Raw genomic sequence first — 19438 nt, 5'->3', positions numbered from 1 at the left:
TGGCCGGTGATTCAAACGGCTGTTTTCAGGTTGTTGCCCTCGCAAACGATCGAATGCATTTGCGCCCTTGAGCGGCTGTCAGCGCTCGGGTAATGTCATCAGACCCACAGGACAGAGCACGCCCATGACTTCCAAGCTGGAACAACTCAAGCAATTCACCACTGTAGTAGCCGATACCGGCGATTTTTCTACCCTCGCCAAGCTCAAGCCACAAGACGCCACTACCAACCCTTCCCTGCTGCTCAAGGCCGCGTCGATCCCAGGCTATGCCAAGCTGCTGGACGAGGCTGTTGCCGACTGCAACGGCGATGTAGGCCTGGCCAGCGACCGTTTTGCGGTAGCCGTCGGCCAGGAAATCCTGAAAGTGGTGCCCGGCCGCATTTCCACCGAGGTGGATGCCCGTCTGTCGTTCGACACTGACGCCGTCCTCAAGCGCGCCCATCGCCTGATCGACCTGTACGACAAGGCCGGCATTGGCCGTGACCGCGTGCTGATCAAGATCGCTTCCACCTGGGAAGGCATCCGCGCCGCCGAGCAGCTGGAAAAGGAAGGCATCCAGACCAACCTGACGCTGCTGTTCTCCTTCGCCCAGGCCGTGGCTTGCGCTGAAGCCGGTGTGTTCCTGATTTCGCCGTTCGTAGGCCGTATCTACGACTGGTACAAGAAGGCCAACGGCAACGACTACACCGGTTCCGAGGATCCGGGCGTGCAGTCGGTGACGCGCATCTACAACTACTACAAGGCCAATGGCTACAAGACCGTGGTAATGGGTGCGAGCTTCCGTAACCTGAGCCAGATCGAAGAGTTGGCCGGTTGCGACCGCCTGACCATCAGCCCGGACTTGCTGGAAAAACTGGCTGCCGACAATGGCAAGCTGGAGCGTAAGCTGGCGCCAGGCCATGCCGGTGAGGCGCGTGTGCACCTGACCGAAGCGCAGTTCCGTTGGGAATCCAACGAAGATGCGATGGCTACCGAGAAACTGGCCGAGGGCATTCGTCAGTTCGCCCGCGACCAGGAAAAACTCGAAGCGCTGTTGGCCGCCAAGCTCTAAAAACGGCGGCGACAAAAAGGGCGGCACCTGTGAGGGTGCCGCCCTTTTTTTGTATTAGCCGATTTCGAGCCGAACTCAGTTAAAAATGTGGGAGGGGGCTTGCTCCCGAATACAGGCGTCAGTCGCTACATTCACTACTGACCCGCCGCTTTCGGGAGCAAGCCCCCTCCCACACTTTGACAGTGTTTCATCTGGAAATTAGTGCCGCTCCAGCGCATTCACCAGGTCGTGGAACGCCTCACGGTTGGAGTCGTTCAAGCCCATCAGGATCTTGTGGGCTTCCAGCACCTTGACCCGTACCACTTCCTCGGACTGGTCCTGGGATGGCAGGTCGGTCAGGCATTCCGGGCACGGGATCGGGCGGTCAACGATGTTGAACACTTGATCGAAGCCCATGGACTGCAACAGACGGGTGATGTCTTCGTGGGTGGTGACGACGGTCGGCAGCAGTCCGACCTTCTGCCGAGACAGAATGGACAACTTGGCCAACAGCCCAAGGGTGGTGCTATCGATGCTGCGGGTTTCGGTCAGATCAATCACGATCGCCGAGAAATTCAAGGCTGTGAAGATCCGCTCAATCGTCGCATCCAGCGCCGAACACAAGGTCAGGCGCACTTCACCGACAAACTTCAGGACAAACGTCCCGTCTTGCTCGGCGAATTGGATTCTTCCGGTACTCATCAAAGATTCCTGCTCAACACCAATAGGGCGATATCATCCGGCATCTCCCCTAGCGTGGCCAATCCAAAAACCTGCCGCAGGCCATCCAGGCTGCCGCCCGCCGACCTGACCCGTTGGGGCAAGGCGGCTTCTTTCTCTTTGAGTGTAGGCTCTGGCAAAAGGTCCAGGATACCGTCGGACATCAGCGTCAGGCTGAACGTCGGCGGCAATTCCAGGATGTGGTCTTCGTAGGTGGCTTCATTGAACAAGCCAACCGGCAAACCACGCCCTTCCAGGTAGCGCACACTGTCTGGAGTGTATAAAACCGGCAATGGCAGGTGACCGCCAATGCTGTAGGTCAAAAGACCTGTTTCTTCATCAATCACGCCGCCGACCATCGTCACGTGCTTGCCCAGCTTGCAGCTGATCAGGCCCCGGTTGATGTGGCCCAGCACTTGCGAAGGGGTGAACTCCGGCAAGGTGCCATTGCGCTTGGACTCGAACAATAGCCGTGTAGTCATGAACTTCAACAACACGGTCACGAATGCGGAGGAGGCGCCGTGGCCGGAAACGTCGGCCAGGTAGAACGCGACACGCCGCTCATCAACGCGGAAGTAGTCGACGAAATCACCCGACAGGTACAGCGACGGGATGATCTGGTGGGCAAACTTGAACTCGTCGATGCTCCACGGGCTCACCGGCAGCATGTTCATCTGCACCTGGCGACCGGCGTTCTGGTCTTCCTGGAGCAGGTTCAGGCTGGCTTCGAGTTCGCGGTTGGCGGTTTCGAGCTTTTCACGGTAACGCTGGTTTTCCAGCAGCAGCCGTGCACGATCCAGGGCACGACGCACCGAGTGCTCCAGCACAGCCAGGTCTTCCAGGGGCTTGATCAGGTAGTCGGCAGCGCCGAGGCGCAAGGCCTCGACGGCATCGTTCATCACGCCGGCACCGGACACGACAATCACCGGCGTCTGCGGGGCGATGTCGGTTACCTGGCGGATCAGCTCAAGGCCGCCCACCTGGGGCATGCGCAGGTCGCAGATCACAAGGTCGGGCTTGTCGCGCTCGAATACCTGGAGACCCTGGAGGCCGTTGCTGGCCTGCAGGACGCTGAAGCCACTGTCTTCCAAATAGGCCGCAAGACTCGCGCGCACTACTTCGTCGTCATCGATTATCAGCAGCGTGGCACTGGTTTTCTGCATGTGGGCAAACGGCGCCAGAATTAGGTTGGCGTAGGCAGCTCGACAATGGCCGGGCTTACTACTGGATTCGCTTTCTAGCCTCTCTGTCCTACAAAACGCCGAGTTATTGCCGACGCACAAAGGTAAAGCAGAGGTGCCCTTCTAAGGCGCAGACGGTACTCCCATCCGCCAGGGGTTTCAAGCTCACGGCGATGGTCGCCGGGCGTCTTTACATCGCAAATCACCAGTAGTTATAAGAACGCATAAAACCGCGACTTAAAGTAAGCACGTAACCCACGGATAAACCTCGAATGCCGCCCACAAAAAAGGCGACCCGAGGGCCGCCTTCTTCTTTCAAGCCTGGGGCTTAAAAGTCGTCTACAACCTTGCCATCCTTGACCTTGAACTCGCGGTTCTGCAAGTAGGCGTTGCGGATGAAGGTGTATTTGTCGCCGCTGATCAGCTTCTCGGAGGACAGCAGGCTGGCACGCGTGTCGACGATATTCAGGCCGAAGGTGCTGTTGCGCCAGCCGATATCGTTCATGTAGCGGTACGGCTGGGTGTAGCTGTCCACGTATTTGGACGGCGCGTCACGCAGGGTGCTTGGGCCCAGCAGTGGCAGCATCACGTAAGGACCGCTGTCGACGCCCCAGTAGCCGAGAGTCTGGCCGAAGTCTTCGTCGTTGCGTTGCAGCCCCATTTTGGTGCCGACATCAACAAAACCCAGCACGCCGAACGTGGTGTTCATCAGCAAGCGGGCAGTGTCGACGCCTGCAGCGTGGGGCTTGAGTTGCAGTACGTCGTTGGCAAAGTTGCCGACGTCGCCGATGTTGCGGAAGAAGTTGTGGATCCCGTCCTGCACGAACTGCGGGGTCACGAACTGATAGCCTTGAGCCAATGGCTTGAGGGCATAGGTATCAACGGTATCGTTGAAGGTGAAGATCGGGCGGTTGACGCTTTCCCATGGATCATCTTCCGAGGCCGCCTGGGCTACGAAAGGAACCAGCAAAATACTCGCACATACGGACAGCTGAGCTAGACATTGGCTCCAGCGCATAGCTTGAACTCCTTGAATGGTCTGTCATGGGCGCTATGCCCTGAATGAGGCCGTCAGTATATGACGGAAGTGTCAGATTAGGCAGCCTTGCAGAAATGTCATTCAGCAAATGCACAAAATTCCTACAATTGCTGCGGGTGTAACTTGCTTGTCACCCAAGTCCGGTAGCGTCACTGCTATTTCAGGGACGTCGAAATGCCACATGCCGAGATTGTTAGTGCCAGCACCCCGTCCTTGACGGCCGTACTGTTCGGGCTTAGTGGCTGCCTGGTGGACTTTGGTTCCCAGGCCCGCGCCGATTCCGCGCCTTCCAGCGATACCCATGCCACTGTCGGCGCCCTGAAGATCCTGCGCAGCCTCGAAGAACAGCGCGTCCCTTGTGCATGGCTGGACGAGTTGCCGGCGTCGGTTTCCACACCGCTGGCCGCCGGGCTACCCCGCTGGATCAAGGCTGCCAAGCCCTCCTCCACCCGCTGGCCGGCGCCTCACGCCTGCTGGCAGGCCCTGATGGAACTGAATATCGAACGCCTGGAAGGCTGCGTCCTGGTCAGCGGCGAGCCACGCCTGCTGCAATCGGGGCTCAATGCCGGGCTGTGGACCATCGGCCTGGCGTCCTGTGGCTCACTGTGCGGGCTTTCGCCGCAGCAATGGCAAGCACTCACCGAGAAGGAACGCGAGCATAAGCGCGCCAAAGCCACTGTCACGCTCTATGGCCTGGGCGTGCATTCGGTGATTGACCACCTGGGCGAACTGCAGACCTGCCTGGCCGACATCAGTCTGCGCCAGCTTAAGGGCGAGAAGCCCTGATCGAGATCATGCACAGTCGGCGCCAGTGGATTAATCTACAGGTCAGCCCATAGACCTTTCCCGGCGTGCCGCGGTCTATGCCAGTGCCTATCGATAAAAGGAAGAACGCCATGCCTGCCCGCGAACAACTGCAAGAACAGGTCAAAATTTTGCGCGAGCAATTGGATCAGAATCCAGAAATGCCCCTCGAACAGCGCGAAGAGCTGCGAGATTTGATTGCTGAACTGGAAGTTCAGGAGCCACTGGAAGGTGCCATTCAGGATCCAAGCATCGCCGACGGTGTGAACCTGGCGGTAGAACGCTTCGAACTCGACCACCCGGGTATTGCCGGGACCTTGCGCAATATTGTGGTGACCCTGGGTAACATCGGGATCTAATAGTCGGACACCTATCAAATGTGGGAGCGGGCTTGCTCGCGAATGCGGTCCGTCAGCTGATACATAAGCTGGCTGATACACCGCTTTCGCGAGCAAGCCCGCTCCCACATTTGTTTTGTGTGAAGTCTACTGACGAGCCAGGCGCAGGTTCTGGAACTGCTGCTCTTCAGTACTGCGATACGGGTTGATATCCAGCCCGCCACGCCGCACATACCGCGCATACACCGTCAGTTTCTCCGGCTTGAGCAAGCGCTGCAGGTCGAGAAAGATCCGCTCCACGCACTGTTCATGGAAGTCCGAATGCTGGCGGAAGCTCACCAGGTATTCCAGCAGGCTGGCATGATCCAGCGCCGCGCCGCGGTACTCCACCGCCACACTGCCCCAGTCAGGCTGGCTGGTCACCGGGCAGTTGGACTTGAGCAGATGACTGTGGACGCTCTCCTCCACCACGCGCGAATCGTCGCAACGCAACAGTTCCGGGCGCGGGTGCTCGTAGTTGCTGACGGTAATGTCCAGGTCATCAATGCACACACCCGGCAACGCGACCACGCCTTCGGCTTCAACCTCGCCCAGGCTGCGGATGCGCACGCCAACCGGCTTGCCGGCCGCTGCACTCAGGTCGGTGCGCAAAGTCGCTTCAAGGCTTTGCACATCGGCAAACGCGGTTTGGTTCAGCGAGTTGAGGTACAACTTGAACGACTTCGACTCGATGATGTTCGGCGAGTCGGCCGGGATACTGAATTCACCGATGGCCACCACGGGTTTGCCGGATGGCAGCAGCCAGGACAGTTCGAAGCAGTTCCAGAAATCCACGCCTTTATACGGCAGGGTCTCGGCACTCAGGCCCAGCTCGGCCCACTTGGCGGCGCGAGGAATCGGGAACAGCAACGACGGGGTGTAGGTGGAGATGTATTCACTGGACTTGCCCAGCGGCGAATGTTCGGCTGCGGGATGCATGGCGGAAACCTGGCTAAATAAACGCCGCCATTCTACCCGCCTTTGCCCGTCAATGGCTTACTGGCTGACGTTCAGCTTGCCGACCATGCCCGCCTGGTAATGCCCCGGAATGTTGCAGGCAAACTCCAAGCCGGTGGCCTTGGTGAAGGTCCAGGTCAGCTCGGCGGTCTTGCCTGGCTCTACCAACACGCTGTTGGGGTCGTCGTGCTTCATGCCTGCCATATCACCATGCCCCATCGCACTGTGGTCCATTTTGCCCATGCCGGTCGCCGTCAGCATGCCGCTGGCCTGCATCTGCAGCATCTCTTTCTGATGCGCTGCGTGCATGGCGGCATCGCCAAGGTTGAATTCATGAAGCAACTGGCCTTTGTTGACCAGCACAAAGCGCACGGTCTCACCGGCTTTTACATCAATAGCCTTGGGCGAAAAGGAAATGTCCTGCAGCACCACTTCCACCGTGCGCGTGGCCTTGGCGGCGGGCGCGGCCTCACCGAAGGCGAAGGTTTCAGCCGGGGATGCCAGCACCGGAAGACTCATCGCCATCAGGCAGCCCGCCAACAACCAGGATTTACGTAAAAACATGCTCACACTCCAAAGGTTCGGAATCAGTCTGTGGGACACTTTACGAACGCGCCGCTGCCAGCCAGCTGACGGCCAGATTACAACTTTGTCAGCTTGAGCCGGCTGCCGGATGTGCGCGGTATAACGTCTGTGTTCCCGTAAAACCATGAGCCGCCCATGAAACTGCTGATCGTCGAAGACCAACCGAAAACCGGCCACTACCTGCGCCAGGGCCTGGCCGAGGCCGGGTTCAACACCGAACTGGTGGCCGACGGCACCAGCGGCCAGCACCTGGCGCTGACCGGTGACTACGACCTGTTGATCCTCGATGTGATGCTACCGGGTCGCGATGGCTGGCAGATCCTCCAGGCCGTACGCAACGCCGGGCTCGACATGCCGGTGCTGTTCCTCACCGCGCGGGACGCCGTGGAAGACCGGGTGCATGGCCTGGAACTGGGCGCCGACGATTACCTGGTCAAGCCCTTCGCCTTCTCCGAACTGCTGGCCCGGGTGCGCAGCCTGTTACGCCGTGGCAGCAGCCCACCCCAGGAAACCAGCCTGCAACTGGCCGACCTGCGTATGGACCTGATCCGCCGCCGGGTAGAGCGCGACGGCCAGCGCATCGACCTGACGGCCAAGGAGTTTTCCCTGCTGGAACTGCTGCTGCGGCGTCAGGGCGAAGTCTTGCCCAAGTCGCTGATCGCCTCCCAGGTGTGGGACATGAACTTCGACAGCGATACCAACATCATCGAAGTCGCGATCCGCCGCCTGCGCCTGAAGGTCGACGATAACTTTCCCAACAAGCTGATCCATACGGTACGCGGCATGGGCTACGTGCTTGAGGAGCGGTTCAGTTGATGAAACGGATTTCCCTGGCCAGCCGCCTGGCGCTGTTGTTTGCCGGCTGCACAGCCGTGGTTTCGCTGCTGGCCGGCGTGCTGTTCAACCATGCCAGCGAGGCGCACTTTATCGAGCTGGACCAGCAGTTGCTCGACGGCAAGCTGATAGCGCTGCGCAGTACCTTGCAGGATGCGGACACGCCCGAGCTATTCGCCTTGCGGGAAGGGAAGCTGCGCGAAGAACTCAATCGCCAGCCTGACCTGGCCTTGCGCATCACCGCAGGCGACCGGCGCTGGTTCGACGGCGCCCCGGGCGTCGCCCTGCCGCAGGAGCCTGGCCTGCACAGTTTGCAGAATGCCGGGACCGATTACCGCGTGTATAACGTGCCCCTGGTACCTGGAAACGCTGAATCGCCACAACTGACGCTGATGCTCGACATCACCCATCACCAACACTTCCTGCAACGCATGCAGCATCTGATCTGGCTGACCGTCGGCCTTTCCGCCCTGGCCACCGCCCTGCTCGGCGCCTGGGCCGCCCGCAGCGGGTTGCGACCGCTGAGGCGCATGAGCGAAGTCGCCAGCGGCGTCTCTGCCCACTCCCTGACCCAACGCCTGCCCCAGGAACAAATGCCCGCCGAACTGGCAGAACTCGCCCAGTCCTTCAACGCGATGCTTGGGCGCCTGGACGATGCCTTCCAGCGCCTTTCGGCGTTTTCTGCCGACATCGCCCATGAACTGCGCACGCCACTGTCGAATTTGCTGACACAGACCCAAGTCATCCTCACGCAGCCACGGGCGCTGGAGGACTACCGCGAAGCCCTGCACAGCAACCTGGAAGAACTGCAATGGATGGCGCAGTTGGTCAACGACATGCTGTACCTGGCCAAGGCGGACCATGGGCTGCTGGTGCCCAAGCGCGAAACCCTGGTGCTGGCGGACGAGGTGGAGGCGTTGCTGGAGTTTTTCGCGCCGCTGGCGGAGGACGTCCAGGTGCGGCTGGTTCGGGAAGGCAGCGCCAGCACTTCAGGTGACCGCAGCATGTTGCGCCGGGCGATTTCCAACCTGCTGGATAACGCGTTGCGGTTCACCCCGCCGGGTGGCGAAGTCAGCGTGCGGATCGTCGAGGGGATGCAAAGCGTGACGCTGAGTGTGGAAAACACCGGGGAAGGCATTCCCGAGGCATTGTTGCCACGGTTGTTTGACCGCTTTTACCGGGCAGATCCGGCGCGTCATGAAGGGAGCAGCGAGCATGCGGGGCTGGGTTTGGCGATTACCCAGTCGATTGTGCGGGCCCATGGGGGGCGGATTTTCTGTGAGTCGGGGGCGGGATGGGCGAGGTTTGTGATGGAGTTGCCGCAGGGGTATTGATGCAAGCTGTAGCGGCCCTTTCGCGAGCAAGCCCGCTCCCACATTTTGACCGAGTGCATTCAGGAAGAACGCGGTCAAAATGTGGGAGCGGGCTTGCTCGCGAAGGCGGTCTTAAGAATTACGAATACCTGAGGGCATGCGCCGGCTCAATCTTCGCCGCGCGATACGCCGGATAGATGGTCGCCAAAAAGCTCAACACAAACCCCGCCGAGCAAATCAACAACACATCCCCACCCTGCAATTGCGAAGGCAGGTTGCTGACGAAATACACGTCCGAACTGAAGATATGCTGCCCGGTGACCCGCTCCAGCCAACCGACCAGTTCACTGACGTTCAGCGCCGCAATCACGCCGAGGATGCCACCGATCAAGGTACCGACGATCCCGATCACCGTCCCCTGCACCATGAAGATCGCCATGATCTGCCGTGGCGTGGCGCCGATGGTGCGCAGTATCGCAATGTCGGCGCCCTTGTCGTTCACCACCATGATCAAGGTCGCAATGATGTTGAACGCCGCCACCGCGACGATCATCAGCAACAGCAGGCCTATCATGGTTTTTTCCATCTTCATCGCGCTGAACAGGCTGCCCTGGGTGTGGGTCCAGTCGTCGGCCTTGTAGTCGGCACCGAGGCTGGCGGCGATATCCGCCGATACCTTGGGTGCGGCATATAAGTCTTTCACCGCCAGGCGCACGCTCTGCACCTGGTTCGGCTCCCAATGCTGTATCTCGGCGGCGTCGGCCATGTGGATCAGGGCCATGGAGCCATCCAGCTCCGCGCCCACCTTGAACACACCCACCACGTTCAAACGCTGCATACGCGGGGTGATGCCACCGGGCGCACTGCTGATTTCCGGCACGATCAGGGTCAGCTTGTCACCGACATTCAGGCGAAAACGCCGGGCGGTGATTTCGCCGATCACCACACCGAACTCGCCCGGTTTCAGGTCTTCCAGATGGCCCTGGACAATATGTTGGGCCACGATCGACACCTTGCCTTCCTGGGCCGGATCAACGCCACTGATCTCGATCGGCTGCATCGCGCCCTTGTAGGAGAGCATGCCGTCCATCTGTGTGAACGGTACGGCAGCGGTGACTTCCGGATTCTTCATCGCGGCATCTGCCACCGGCTGCCAGTCGCTGATGGGCTTCACGCCAACGATGGTCGCGTGGGGCACCATGCCGAGGATGCGTGAGCTCATTTCCCGCTGGAAACCGTTCATTACCGACAACACCACGATCATCGCCAGCACGCCGAGGGCGAGGCCGATCATCGAGGTCATCGAGATAAACGAAACAAAACGGTTGCGGCGCTTGGCGCGGGTATAGCGCGTGCCGATGAAAATCGATAACGGTCTGAACATTCGCGGGCACCGTTGAAAAAATAGAAAACCCGGCGCCGGGCGCCGGGCTTGAAACAGGTCAGATGGCGACCAGATGACCTTCCTGCAGGTGCAACACACGGTCCATCTGGCGGGCCATGCTCATGTCATGGGTCACCACCAGGAACGCGGTGCGCATCTGGGTGCTCAACTCCAGCATCAAGTCCTTGATGCCCTGGGCGGTGTGGGAGTCGAGGTTGCCGGTCGGCTCGTCGAGCATCACCAGCCCCGGGTTGTTGACCAGGGCACGGGCAATCGCCACACGCTGGCGCTCGCCGCCGGACAACTCAGCCGGCTTGTGCTCCAGGCGATGGCCCAGGCCGACGCGCTCCAACAACGCCTGGGCACGCTGGCGTGCTTCCGGGATCGCGGTCTTGCCGATCAACAGCGGCATGCAGACGTTTTCCAGGGCGGTGAACTCGGGCAGCAAGTGGTGGAACTGGTACACAAAACCCAGCGAACGGTTGCGCAACTGGCCACGGGCCTTCTCGCCCAGGGCCGACAACTCTTCGCCGGCCAGCCAGACGCTGCCCTGGGACGGCGTATCAAGGCCGCCCAACAGGTTGAGCAAGGTACTTTTACCGGAACCGGAACTGCCGACGATCGCCACGCGTTCGCCCGGGTGCAGTTCCAGCTGCAGGTTGGACAGCACCACCACGGACTCCGGGCCTTCCTCGTAGGATTTGCCCAGGTTGCGGCAGCTCAGGATTGCTTTTTCACTCATGCCCGATTCACTCATAACGTAAAGCCTGCGCCGGCTGGGTACGTGCCGCGCGCCAGGCTGGATACAGGGTGGCAAGGAAACTCAGGACCAACGCGGCGCCGCCGACCATCAATACGTCCTGGCTCTGCACCTGGGACGGCAAGTAGTCGATGAAGTAGACATCGGAGTTCAAGAATTTGTGGCCGATCAACACTTCCAGCCCGGCGATAGCAGCGCTGACGTTCAGCGCGGCGAGAATCCCCACCACGGTGCCGATCAAGGTGCCGACGACACCGATCACCGTGCCCTGGACCATGAAGATCGCCATGATCTGCCCCGGCGTGGCGCCAAGGGTGCGCAGGATCGCGATGTCGCCCTTCTTGTCGTTCACCACCATCACCAGCGTGGAGATGATGTTGAAGGCGGCGACGGCGACGATCAGCAGCAACAGCAAGCCGATCATGGCTTTTTCCATGCGGATGGCCTGGTACAGGTTGCCGTGGGTACGGGTCCAGTCGCGGGCGTAGTACTGGTTTTCACCCAGGTGCTGGGCGATTTCCCACGAGGTACGCGGCGCGTCGAACAGGTCGTTGAATTTCAGGCGCAAGCCCTGGACCTGGTCCGGCTTCCAGCGATGCAGGCGGGCCAGGTCGGTCAGGTTGGTCAGGCCCAGGTAGCCGTCGATCTCACCGGCGCCGACATGGAAGATGCCGACCACGGTAAAGCGCTTCATGCGCGGGAACATGCCCGCCGGAGTCACGGTGACTTCCGGCGCGACGAAGGTCAGCTTGTCGCCGATGCCCACGCCGAGCTTGGCCGCCGCCTTGTCGCCGATAGCGATGCCAAAGCTGCCGGGCGACAAGTCGTCCAGTTTGCCCTGCTGCATGAAGTTATCGATTATCGAGACATTGCGTTCCTGCGCCGGGTCGATGGCATTGAGCAGGACTTTCTGCACCTTGCCGTCGTTGGTCAACAGGCCCTGCATCTGGGTGAAGGGCGCAACCGCCAGCACTTTGGGGTTCTGCTTGACCTTCGCGGCCAGGCTTTGCCAGTCGCTGATGGGCTCACCCGACTCGATGGTCGCGTGGGGCACCATGCCCAGCACGCGGGTGCGCATCTCATGATCGAAGCCGTTCATCACCGACAGCACCACAATCATCACGACAACGCCAAGGGCGAGCCCGATCATCGAGGTCAGGGAAATGAACGACACAAAATGATTGCGACGTTTTGCACGGGTATAACGCGTGCCAATAAATACGAAGAGAGGTCTGAACATGTCGGGGCTTGTTCGGAGGAAAAGAAGACGTCCTTGTGGCGGGGTCAGGTAAGCAGCTTTACACTCAGACCATCACCGCTGCCTTGGGTTCGCCATGTCGACATTAGATGAAGAAGATCGCCGCGAATACTACCGTATCGAGGACATGATCGCACTGGAAATTACCCCACTGTCGGGCCCGGAAGCGCTGAGCAAGGAAGTGTTGCTGGATGATTCGCCGCTGTTCAATCTGCTCAGCGAGTTGCACCTGAGTGAATTTGAATCCCAGCACTTGCTGCGCCAGATCGGCGAGCGGGACCGCACCCTGGCCGCCTTCCTCAAAGTGCAGAACAAACGCATGGATTTGCTCAGCCAGATCATGGCGCAAAGCCTGCTGGGCGAAATCGGTACGCCGCAGCCCGTGGTCATTTCCGAAGGCGGCATCGAATTTCTGAACCCCACCGCGATCCAGCCCGACAGCCACCTGGCGGTCAAGCTGGTGCTGATGCCGCAAGCCCTCGGGCTGTTGCTGCGAGCCAAGGTGACCCATTGCGATGCCAAGACCGGTGGCTTTGAAATCGGCACGGAATTCGAAGCCATGACCGATGCCCAACGCCAGTTGCTGGCACGCTATATCCTGCAGAAACAGGCCCAGGAACGGCGCCTGGCGCGGGAAAAAAGCGACGAATCCGACACCTGAATACGATCATTGAATGGCGCGTCGCGTCATCCATCCAGCCAGGAACCCTGGCGTAAAGGAGCAACTGTGACCCTGATTTATGGCCACCGCGGTGCCAAAGGCGAAGCACCGGAAAACACCCTGACCAGCTTCCAGGAATGCCTCAAGCACGGCGTGCGCCGCTGCGAACTGGATTTGCACCTGTCCATGGACGGCGAGCTGATGGTCATCCACGACCCGACGCTCAAGCGCACCACCGACCGGCGCGGCAAGGTCGTCGAGTACTCAGCCGCCGACCTGGTGAAGATGGACGCGCGCAAAGGCGGCCCGGGCTGGGTCAACCCTTGCCCGATCCCGCGCCTGGAAGAGCTGTTCGAACAGTGCGACTTCGACCACTGGCAACTGGAAGTCAAAAGCGCATCGCGCACCCGCGCGGCAACCACCGTGCTGGCGATCCGGGAAATGGCTCAGCGTTTCGGGCTGATGGACAAGGTCACCGTGACCTCAAGCTCGCGGGAAGTGTTGAAAGCGGCGCTGGACCTCACCCCGGACCTGTCCCGCGGGCTGGTAGCCGAATACGCCTGGCTCGACCCGTTGAAGGTCGCGGCCAACTATGGCTGTGAGATTCTGGCGTTGAACTGGACGTTGTGCACCCCTGAGCGTCTGGAAAAAGCCCAGCGCCAGGGTTTGCACGTGTCCGTGTGGACCGTCAACGAACCCGCGCTGATGCGCAGGCTCGCCGACTTCGGCGTAGATAGCCTGATTACAGACTTTCCCGGTTTGGCCACTGCCACCCTCGGGAATTACTGAAATCGGTCTCCCCGGCCGGCTCAGGCCACCGGCCGGAGCCGCTCAAAAAAGCCGGTTGAGGCCGTCGTAGGCCGCTACCCGATAGGCTTCAGCCATGGTCGGGTAGTTGAACGTGGTGTTGACGAAATACTTGAGGGTATTCAGCTCACCCGGCTGGCTCATGATCGCCTGGCCGATGTGCACGATCTCCGACGCCTGATAGCCGAAGCAATGCACGCCGAGCACTTCCAGAGTCTCGCGGTGGAACAGGATCTTCAGCATGCCCTGGGGCTCACCGGCGATCTGCGCACGCGCCATGCTCTTGAAGAACGCCTTGCCGACCTCATAAGGCACCTTGGCCTTGGTCAGTTCGTGCTCGTTCTTGCCGATCGAGCTGATCTCGGGAATCGTGTAGATCCCGGTCGGCACGTCGTTGACGTAGCGCCAGCTGCCGTTGTCGACAATGCTGCCAGCGGCCGAGCGGCCCTGGTCATGGGCGGCACTGGCCAGGCTCGGCCAGCCAATCACGTCACCGGCACCGTAGATGTTCGGTACGCAGGTGCGGTAGTTCTCGTCGACTTCGATCTGGCCACGGCTGTTGACCTTCACACCGATGTTTTCCATGCCCAGCTTGTCGGTGTTGCCGGTACGGCCGTTGCACCACAGCAAGGCGTCGGCCTTGATCTTCTTGCCGGATTTCAGGTGCAGGATCACACCGTTGTCCAGGCCTTCGACCCGCTCGTACTCTTCGTTGTGGCGCACGGTGATGTTGTTGTTGCTGAAGTGGTAACTCAACGCCTGGGAAATTTCCGAGTCGAGGAAGCTCAGCAACTGGTCGCGGTTATCCACCAGCTCGACCAATACACCCAGGCCGCTGAAGATCGAGGCGTATTCACAGCCGATCACGCCGGCGCCATAGATGATCAGTTTGCGCGGGGTGTGGCCCAGGCTGAGAATGGTGTCGCTATCGTAGATACGCGGGTGGTGGAAATCGATATCCGCCGGGCGATACGGACGCGAGCCGGTGGCGATGATGATGTGCTTGGCTACCAGCTTCTCGACCACGCCGTTGGCGCAGACCACTTCGACGGTTTGCTCGTCGGCGAAGCTGCCGGTGCCGAAGAACAGGTCGACGCGGTTACGGGCATAGAAGCCGGTACGCGAGGCAACCTGTTTGGAAATGACTTTTTCAGCGCTCTTGAGCACGTCCGGGAACGAGAACCAGCGCGGCTCACCAATGGCCCGGAACATCGGGTTGGTGTTGAACTGCATGATCTGGCGCACCGAGTGACGCAAGGCCTTGGACGGGATGGTACCCAGGTGGGTGCAGTTACCGCCGACCTGGCGACGGCTATCGACCATCGCCACCTTGCGCCCTGCTTTGGCGGCGTTCATCGCCGCACCTTCTCCAGCTGGGCCGGAACCCAGTACCACCACGTCGTAGTTGTAGACAGCCATGCGTACTCCTCAGAACAGGCCAGGGCGCACGGTTGGACGCCTGGCTAAATCATGCCGCGGCCAGCGGTCATGAAGGATCAATGTGGCTCAAGTGTGTGAGCCGGGGCACAGTCTATAGAACGCTCAACGTCGCGCACATTAACCCTTGGTCGCGTCGTAGGCCAGTTTTGCCTTTACTACACGGCGCTCGTTATTGAATTAACCTGTAGGCAAGCACCTTTTCAGGACTGGCCATTATGAAGCATGTCGTCATTTGTTTATTGCTGATGTTTTCGGTCCCGGTTCTGGCGAATGAGGCTGATCGCCTCAAACAAGCCGATTTTCCGCCGAAATCTCATCAACTGGTGCTGAAAAACCAGGCCGTCCTGACCTACCTGTGGGCAGACGTCTATGCGGCGGCATTGTTCGCCCCGGCTGACCTGAGCGCCAAACAAGCCCTGGATCAGCAAAAAGACCTGCGCCTGGAGCTGTATTACTTTCGCGATATCGACCGCAACGATGTGATCAAGGCCGCCACTGCCACCCTCGAACGTCAGCAAACACCCGCCACCCTCGCCCGCCTGAAGCCTGAACTGGATCAATTGCACAAAAGCTTCCGCAACATCCGCAGCGGCGACCGTTATGCGCTGGACTTCCAGCCTCAGCGCGGCCTGAACCTGGAAATCAACGGCACGGTGGTGTTCAGCAGTCGCAATGACGAACTGGCCAAGGCTTATCTCGGCATCTGGCTGGCACCAAAAGGCTTGTCCGACAGCCTGCGTAGCACCCTCCTCAACTGATCGCAAAAACCCTGTGGGAGCGGGCTTGCTCGCGAATGCGGTGTGTCAGTGGCTCATAAGCTGACTGACACACCGCATTCGCGAACAAGCCCGCTCCCGCATTGAATTTTCATCACCGGGAGGCCTGCGGCAATTTGCCAGCTTGCCATCGGTTTTTTGTTGCCTGTGGTGGCTTATACACATATCGTTACAAAACTGTTCAGCGCCAGCCTCGTGCCAAAGCTTTAACAGCAAGGACGGTTGCGACCAGGGATTACTAATAAGATAGCCAAAATGAGTGCATGACATGTCCACTACAACGGGCAAGGGCAAGGCGATCTTTCGCGTTGTCAGCGGTAACTTTCTCGAGATGTTCGACTTCATGGTCTATGGCTTCTACGCCACGGCCATTGCCAAGACATTTTTCCCCACCGACAGCGCTTTCGCGTCCCTGATGCTGTCCCTGGCGACCTTTGGTGCCGGGTTCCTGATGCGTCCGCTGGGCGCGATTTTCCTCGGTGCCTATATCGACCGTCACGGCCGTAAAAAGGGCCTGGTGATCACCCTGGCGATGATGGCCGCCGGTACCGTGCTGATCGCCTGCGTTCCCGGGTATGCCACCCTGGGTGTCGCGGCGCCGCTGATCGTGTTGTTCGGCCGCCTGCTGCAAGGTTTCTCCGCCGGTGTCGAACTGGGCGGCGTGTCGGTGTACCTGGCGGAAATCGCCACTCCAGGCCGTAAAGGCTTCTTCGTCAGTTGGCAGTCCGCCAGCCAGCAAGCTGCGGTGGTATTCGCCGGCCTGCTGGGCGTAGGCCTCAACCACTGGCTCAGCCCGGAAGAAATGGGTGACTGGGGCTGGCGCGTGCCGTTCCTGATCGGCTGCCTGATCGTGCCGGTGATCTTCGTGATTCGTCGCTCCCTGGAAGAAACCCCGGAATTCCAGGCGCGCAAGCACCGCCCTACCCTGCAGGAAATCGTCCGCTCGATCGGCCAGAACTTCGGCATCGTCATCGCCGGCATGGCGCTGGTGGTGATGACCACCGTGTCGTTCTACCTGATCACCGCCTACACCCCGACCTTCGGCAAGGCCGAACTGCACCTGTCGGACTTCGACGCGCTGCTGGTCACTGTGTGCGTGGGCATCTCGAACTTCATCTGGCTGCCGGTGATGGGCGCGGTGTCCGACAAGATCGGGCGTAAACCCCTGCTGCTGGGGGCGACTATTCTGGCGATCCTCACCGCTTATCCAGCGCTGTCCTGGCTGGTGGCCAATCCGAGCTTCAGCCATCTGCTGATCGTGCTGCTCTGGCTGTCGTTCCTGTATGGCTCGTACAACGGCGCGATGGTTGTAGCGCTGACCGAAATCATGCCGGTAGAAGTGCGCACCACCGGTTTCTCCCTGGCCTACAGCCTGGCGACGGCAACCTTTGGTGGCTTTACTCCGGCGGCCTGTACCTACCTGATCCACGTGCTGGACAACAAGGCCGCACCGGGCATCTGGCTCAGCGGCGCGGCGGTGCTGGGCTTGATCGCCACATTGATTCTGTTCAAGGGCAACCGGCATGAACTGCGTACCGCGCAGGCCTCTGTAGTCGGCGGCGCTTGATAGGTCGCTTTCGCGAGCAAGCCCGCTCCCACATTTGAAATGTATTCACAAATCAAAATGTGGGAGCTGGCTTGCCTGCGATGAGGCCGGTACAAGCAACACAAAAACAACAGACATAAAAAAGCCCCGAACCAGTCGGGGCTTTTTCATTTACCGCTGATGCTTAGCGCGGGAATGCTGGCGGGTTAACCCCGGCCATGTCTTCCATCACGCGAACCACCTGGCAGCTGTAACCGAATTCGTTGTCGTACCAAACGTACAGAACAACGCGGTTGTCTTGAGTGATGGTCGCTTCAGCGTCCACCACACCGGCGTGGCGCGAGCCCACGAAGTCGGTGGAAACCACTTCCTGCGAATTGACGAAGTCGATTTGCTTGTGCAGATCGGAGTGCAGCGCCATGTAGCGCAGGTACTCGTTCATCTCTTCACGGGTGGCGGCTTTCTCAAGGTTCAGGTTGAGAATGGCCATCGACACGTTCGGCGTCGGAACACGGATCGCGTTACCGGTCAGCTTGCCGGCCAGCTCAGGCAGGGCCTTGGCAGCAGCGGTGGCAGCACCGGTCTCGGTGATCACCATGTTCAGCGCGGCGCTACGGCCACGGCGATCGCCCTTGTGGAAGTTGTCGATCAGGTTCTGGTCGTTGGTGTATGAGTGAACCGTTTCAACGTGACCGTTAACGATACCGAACTTGTCATTCACAGCCTTCAGCACCGGCACGATGGCGTTGGTGGTGCAGGAAGCGGCGGACACGATCTTGTCGTCAGCGGTGATTTCACCGTGGTTGATGCCGTGCACGATGTTCTTCAGCTTGCCCTTGCCAGGCGCAGTCAGGACAACGCGGTCGATACCCGGGCACGCCAGGTGCTGGCCCAGGCCCTCGGCATCACGCCACACACCGGTGTTGTCCACCAGCAGTGCGTCCTTGATGCCGTACTGGGTGTAATCCACCTCAGACGGGTTCTTCGCGTAGATCACCTGGATCAGGTTACCGTTGGCGGTGATGGTGTTGTTTTCTTCGTCGATGACGATGGTGCCGTTGAACGGACCGTGGACCGAGTCACGACGCAGCAGGCTCGCGCGCTTGGTCAGGTCGTTTTCAGCACCTTTACGCACCACGATGGCACGCAGGCGCAGGCCGTCGCCGCCACCGGTTTTTTCGATCAGGATGCGCGCCAGCAGGCGGCCGATACGACCGAAACCGTACAGCACAACGTCGGTGCCTTTGCGGGCTGCGGCGTTTTGCTGGCCAACCACGTCGGCCATTTCTTCACGTACGAACTGCTCGGCGGTGCGGCCAGCGCCTTCCTTGCGGAATTTATAGGCCAGCTTGCCCAGGTCTACCGAAGCCGCGCCGAGCTTGAGCTCGCTCATGGCTTTAAGCAGAGGGAATGTTTCGTGGACGGAGAGTTCGCTATCGTCGGCAGAACGATGGCGAGCAAAGCGATGAGCCTTGAGAATCGCGATGACTGATTGGTTGATCAGGCTGCGGCCATAGATCGAGCTCACCACGTTGTTATTGCGGTATAGCTGACCGATAAGCGGAATCATCGCTTCAGCGAGTGCTTCACGGTCGATCCATTCACCAAGACACTGGTCGGGCTTCTGAGTCACGGGAACCTTCCACATGTAGGGGCAGAAAAAAGGGGCTACATTATGCCGCCCGACCGCCCTCGGAGCAATGCGCGGCCCGCAACAAAACCCCTTGCAAAAAAATATCGCCCCTCTGCAGCCCAGTAAATACGCGGCTTCCAGCGCACCCCCTGTTGGACCAATGTGACAAAGTGTCCGTAACCCTCCGAAACATACACCGATTTCGGCACTACATAATGAGTCAAAAGGCACCTTTGTTTGTCTTAGCCACTACATTTCCTACAAACCGTAATAGGCTCAGTCAGCAACTGACAGGCGGCACTCAGGGCCGTTACAATTACCGACTTTGTCGCA

General features: G+C 59.8%; 19 protein-coding genes. 9 read left to right on the top strand and 10 right to left on the bottom strand.

The features are described from left to right. Positions 1 to 124: 124 nt before the first annotated feature. The gene (gene tal, locus JV201_RS08145) at positions 125 to 1051 is read left to right on the top strand and encodes a transaldolase (protein ID WP_219406721.1); all 927 of its coding nucleotides are present in this window, start codon (positions 125 to 127) and stop codon (positions 1049 to 1051) included. A 198-nt stretch (positions 1052 to 1249) separates the two neighbouring features. Here tal and rssC read toward each other — a convergent pair whose 3' ends face one another. From rssC to JV201_RS08130, 3 genes are all read right to left on the bottom strand, one after another. Beyond that, positions 1250 to 1732, bottom strand: a complete 483-nt coding sequence (rssC, locus tag JV201_RS08140) for an anti-sigma factor antagonist RssC (protein WP_003218919.1) — start codon at positions 1730 to 1732, stop codon at positions 1250 to 1252. Beyond that, positions 1732 to 2913, bottom strand: a complete 1182-nt coding sequence (gene rssB / locus JV201_RS08135; protein ID WP_003218921.1) for a two-component system response regulator RssB — start codon at positions 2911 to 2913, stop codon at positions 1732 to 1734. The genes rssC and rssB overlap by 1 nt, the downstream gene beginning before the upstream one ends. Before the next feature lie 346 nt (positions 2914 to 3259). After that, positions 3260 to 3949, bottom strand: a complete 690-nt coding sequence (locus tag JV201_RS08130) for a VacJ family lipoprotein (RefSeq protein WP_008437615.1) — start codon at positions 3947 to 3949, stop codon at positions 3260 to 3262. A gap of 195 nt (positions 3950 to 4144) precedes the next feature. On the opposite strand from JV201_RS08130, the gene JV201_RS08125 reads away from it, so the two are divergent. After that, on the top strand, positions 4145 to 4756 hold the full coding sequence (locus JV201_RS08125; RefSeq protein WP_219406720.1) for an HAD family phosphatase: 612 nt from the start codon (positions 4145 to 4147) through the stop codon (positions 4754 to 4756). Between the two features lie 110 nt (positions 4757 to 4866). Then, entirely contained in the window at positions 4867 to 5133 is a 267-nt protein-coding gene (locus JV201_RS08120; RefSeq protein ID WP_219406719.1) for a DUF4404 family protein, read from the top strand. Positions 5134 to 5259: 126 nt separating this feature from the next. On the opposite strand, the gene queF is transcribed toward JV201_RS08120, so the two are convergent. Then, positions 5260 to 6090, bottom strand: coding sequence for an NADPH-dependent 7-cyano-7-deazaguanine reductase QueF (gene queF, locus JV201_RS08115; protein ID WP_177022890.1), 831 nt, complete (start codon positions 6088 to 6090; stop codon positions 5260 to 5262). Between the two features lie 57 nt (positions 6091 to 6147). Continuing rightward, a complete protein-coding gene (locus tag JV201_RS08110) occupies positions 6148 to 6672 on the bottom strand; it encodes a plastocyanin/azurin family copper-binding protein (protein WP_219406718.1) in 525 nt (174 codons plus the stop codon). Between the two features lie 156 nt (positions 6673 to 6828). Here JV201_RS08110 and JV201_RS08105 point away from each other — a divergent pair, with 156 nt between their 5' ends. Next, a complete protein-coding gene (locus JV201_RS08105) occupies positions 6829 to 7509 on the top strand; it encodes a heavy metal response regulator transcription factor (RefSeq protein ID WP_003218936.1) in 681 nt (226 codons plus the stop codon). Then, positions 7509 to 8861, top strand: coding sequence for a heavy metal sensor histidine kinase (locus tag JV201_RS08100; RefSeq protein WP_308340788.1), 1353 nt, complete (start codon positions 7509 to 7511; stop codon positions 8859 to 8861). The genes JV201_RS08105 and JV201_RS08100 overlap by 1 nt, the downstream gene beginning before the upstream one ends. 118 nt (positions 8862 to 8979) lie before the next feature. Here JV201_RS08100 and JV201_RS08095 read toward each other — a convergent pair whose 3' ends face one another. The 3 genes from JV201_RS08095 to JV201_RS08085 are packed head-to-tail and all read right to left on the bottom strand — an operon-like array spanning position 8980 to position 12224. Further along, positions 8980 to 10224: a lipoprotein-releasing ABC transporter permease subunit gene (locus tag JV201_RS08095; protein ID WP_003218940.1), complete on the bottom strand. Its 1245-nt coding sequence runs from the start codon at positions 10222 to 10224 to the stop codon at positions 8980 to 8982. 58 nt (positions 10225 to 10282) lie between these two features. Further along, a complete protein-coding gene (lolD, locus tag JV201_RS08090) occupies positions 10283 to 10966 on the bottom strand; it encodes a lipoprotein-releasing ABC transporter ATP-binding protein LolD (RefSeq protein ID WP_003218941.1) in 684 nt (227 codons plus the stop codon). A 7-nt stretch (positions 10967 to 10973) separates the two neighbouring features. Beyond that, entirely contained in the window at positions 10974 to 12224 is a 1251-nt protein-coding gene (locus JV201_RS08085; RefSeq protein ID WP_003218943.1) for a lipoprotein-releasing ABC transporter permease subunit, read from the bottom strand. 94 nt (positions 12225 to 12318) lie between these two features. On the opposite strand from JV201_RS08085, the gene JV201_RS08080 reads away from it, so the two are divergent. Together JV201_RS08080 and JV201_RS08075 are read left to right on the top strand one after the other, a co-directional pair. Further along, the gene (locus tag JV201_RS08080) at positions 12319 to 12903 is read left to right on the top strand and encodes a PilZ domain-containing protein (protein WP_003218944.1); all 585 of its coding nucleotides are present in this window, start codon (positions 12319 to 12321) and stop codon (positions 12901 to 12903) included. Between the two features lie 66 nt (positions 12904 to 12969). After that, positions 12970 to 13692, top strand: coding sequence for a glycerophosphodiester phosphodiesterase family protein (locus JV201_RS08075; RefSeq protein WP_003218946.1), 723 nt, complete (start codon positions 12970 to 12972; stop codon positions 13690 to 13692). A 42-nt stretch (positions 13693 to 13734) separates the two neighbouring features. Here JV201_RS08075 and sthA read toward each other — a convergent pair whose 3' ends face one another. Beyond that, positions 13735 to 15129 carry a Si-specific NAD(P)(+) transhydrogenase gene (gene sthA / locus JV201_RS08070; RefSeq protein ID WP_177040092.1) on the bottom strand — a complete coding sequence of 465 codons (1395 nt, stop codon included), beginning with the start codon at positions 15127 to 15129 and terminating at the stop codon, positions 13735 to 13737. A gap of 236 nt (positions 15130 to 15365) precedes the next feature. On the opposite strand from sthA, the gene JV201_RS08065 reads away from it, so the two are divergent. Then, complete coding sequence (locus JV201_RS08065; protein WP_219406716.1) at positions 15366 to 15908, top strand: chalcone isomerase family protein; 543 nt, start codon at positions 15366 to 15368, stop codon at positions 15906 to 15908. Between the two features lie 286 nt (positions 15909 to 16194). Then, positions 16195 to 17493, top strand: coding sequence for an MFS transporter (locus JV201_RS08060; RefSeq protein WP_008437599.1), 1299 nt, complete (start codon positions 16195 to 16197; stop codon positions 17491 to 17493). 163 nt (positions 17494 to 17656) lie between these two features. Here the strand turns inward: JV201_RS08060 and JV201_RS08055 are convergent, their stop codons facing one another. Further along, positions 17657 to 19120: a glyceraldehyde-3-phosphate dehydrogenase gene (locus JV201_RS08055; RefSeq protein WP_023659083.1), complete on the bottom strand. Its 1464-nt coding sequence runs from the start codon at positions 19118 to 19120 to the stop codon at positions 17657 to 17659. Between the last annotated feature and the right edge of the window lie 318 nt (positions 19121 to 19438).

Source organism: Pseudomonas sp. Colony2 (assembly GCF_019382755.1).
Lineage (GTDB): Bacteria > Pseudomonadota > Gammaproteobacteria > Pseudomonadales > Pseudomonadaceae > Aquipseudomonas.
The sequence above is the reverse complement of the archived record's forward strand: the minus strand, read 5'-3'. Positions and strand labels throughout refer to the sequence as shown.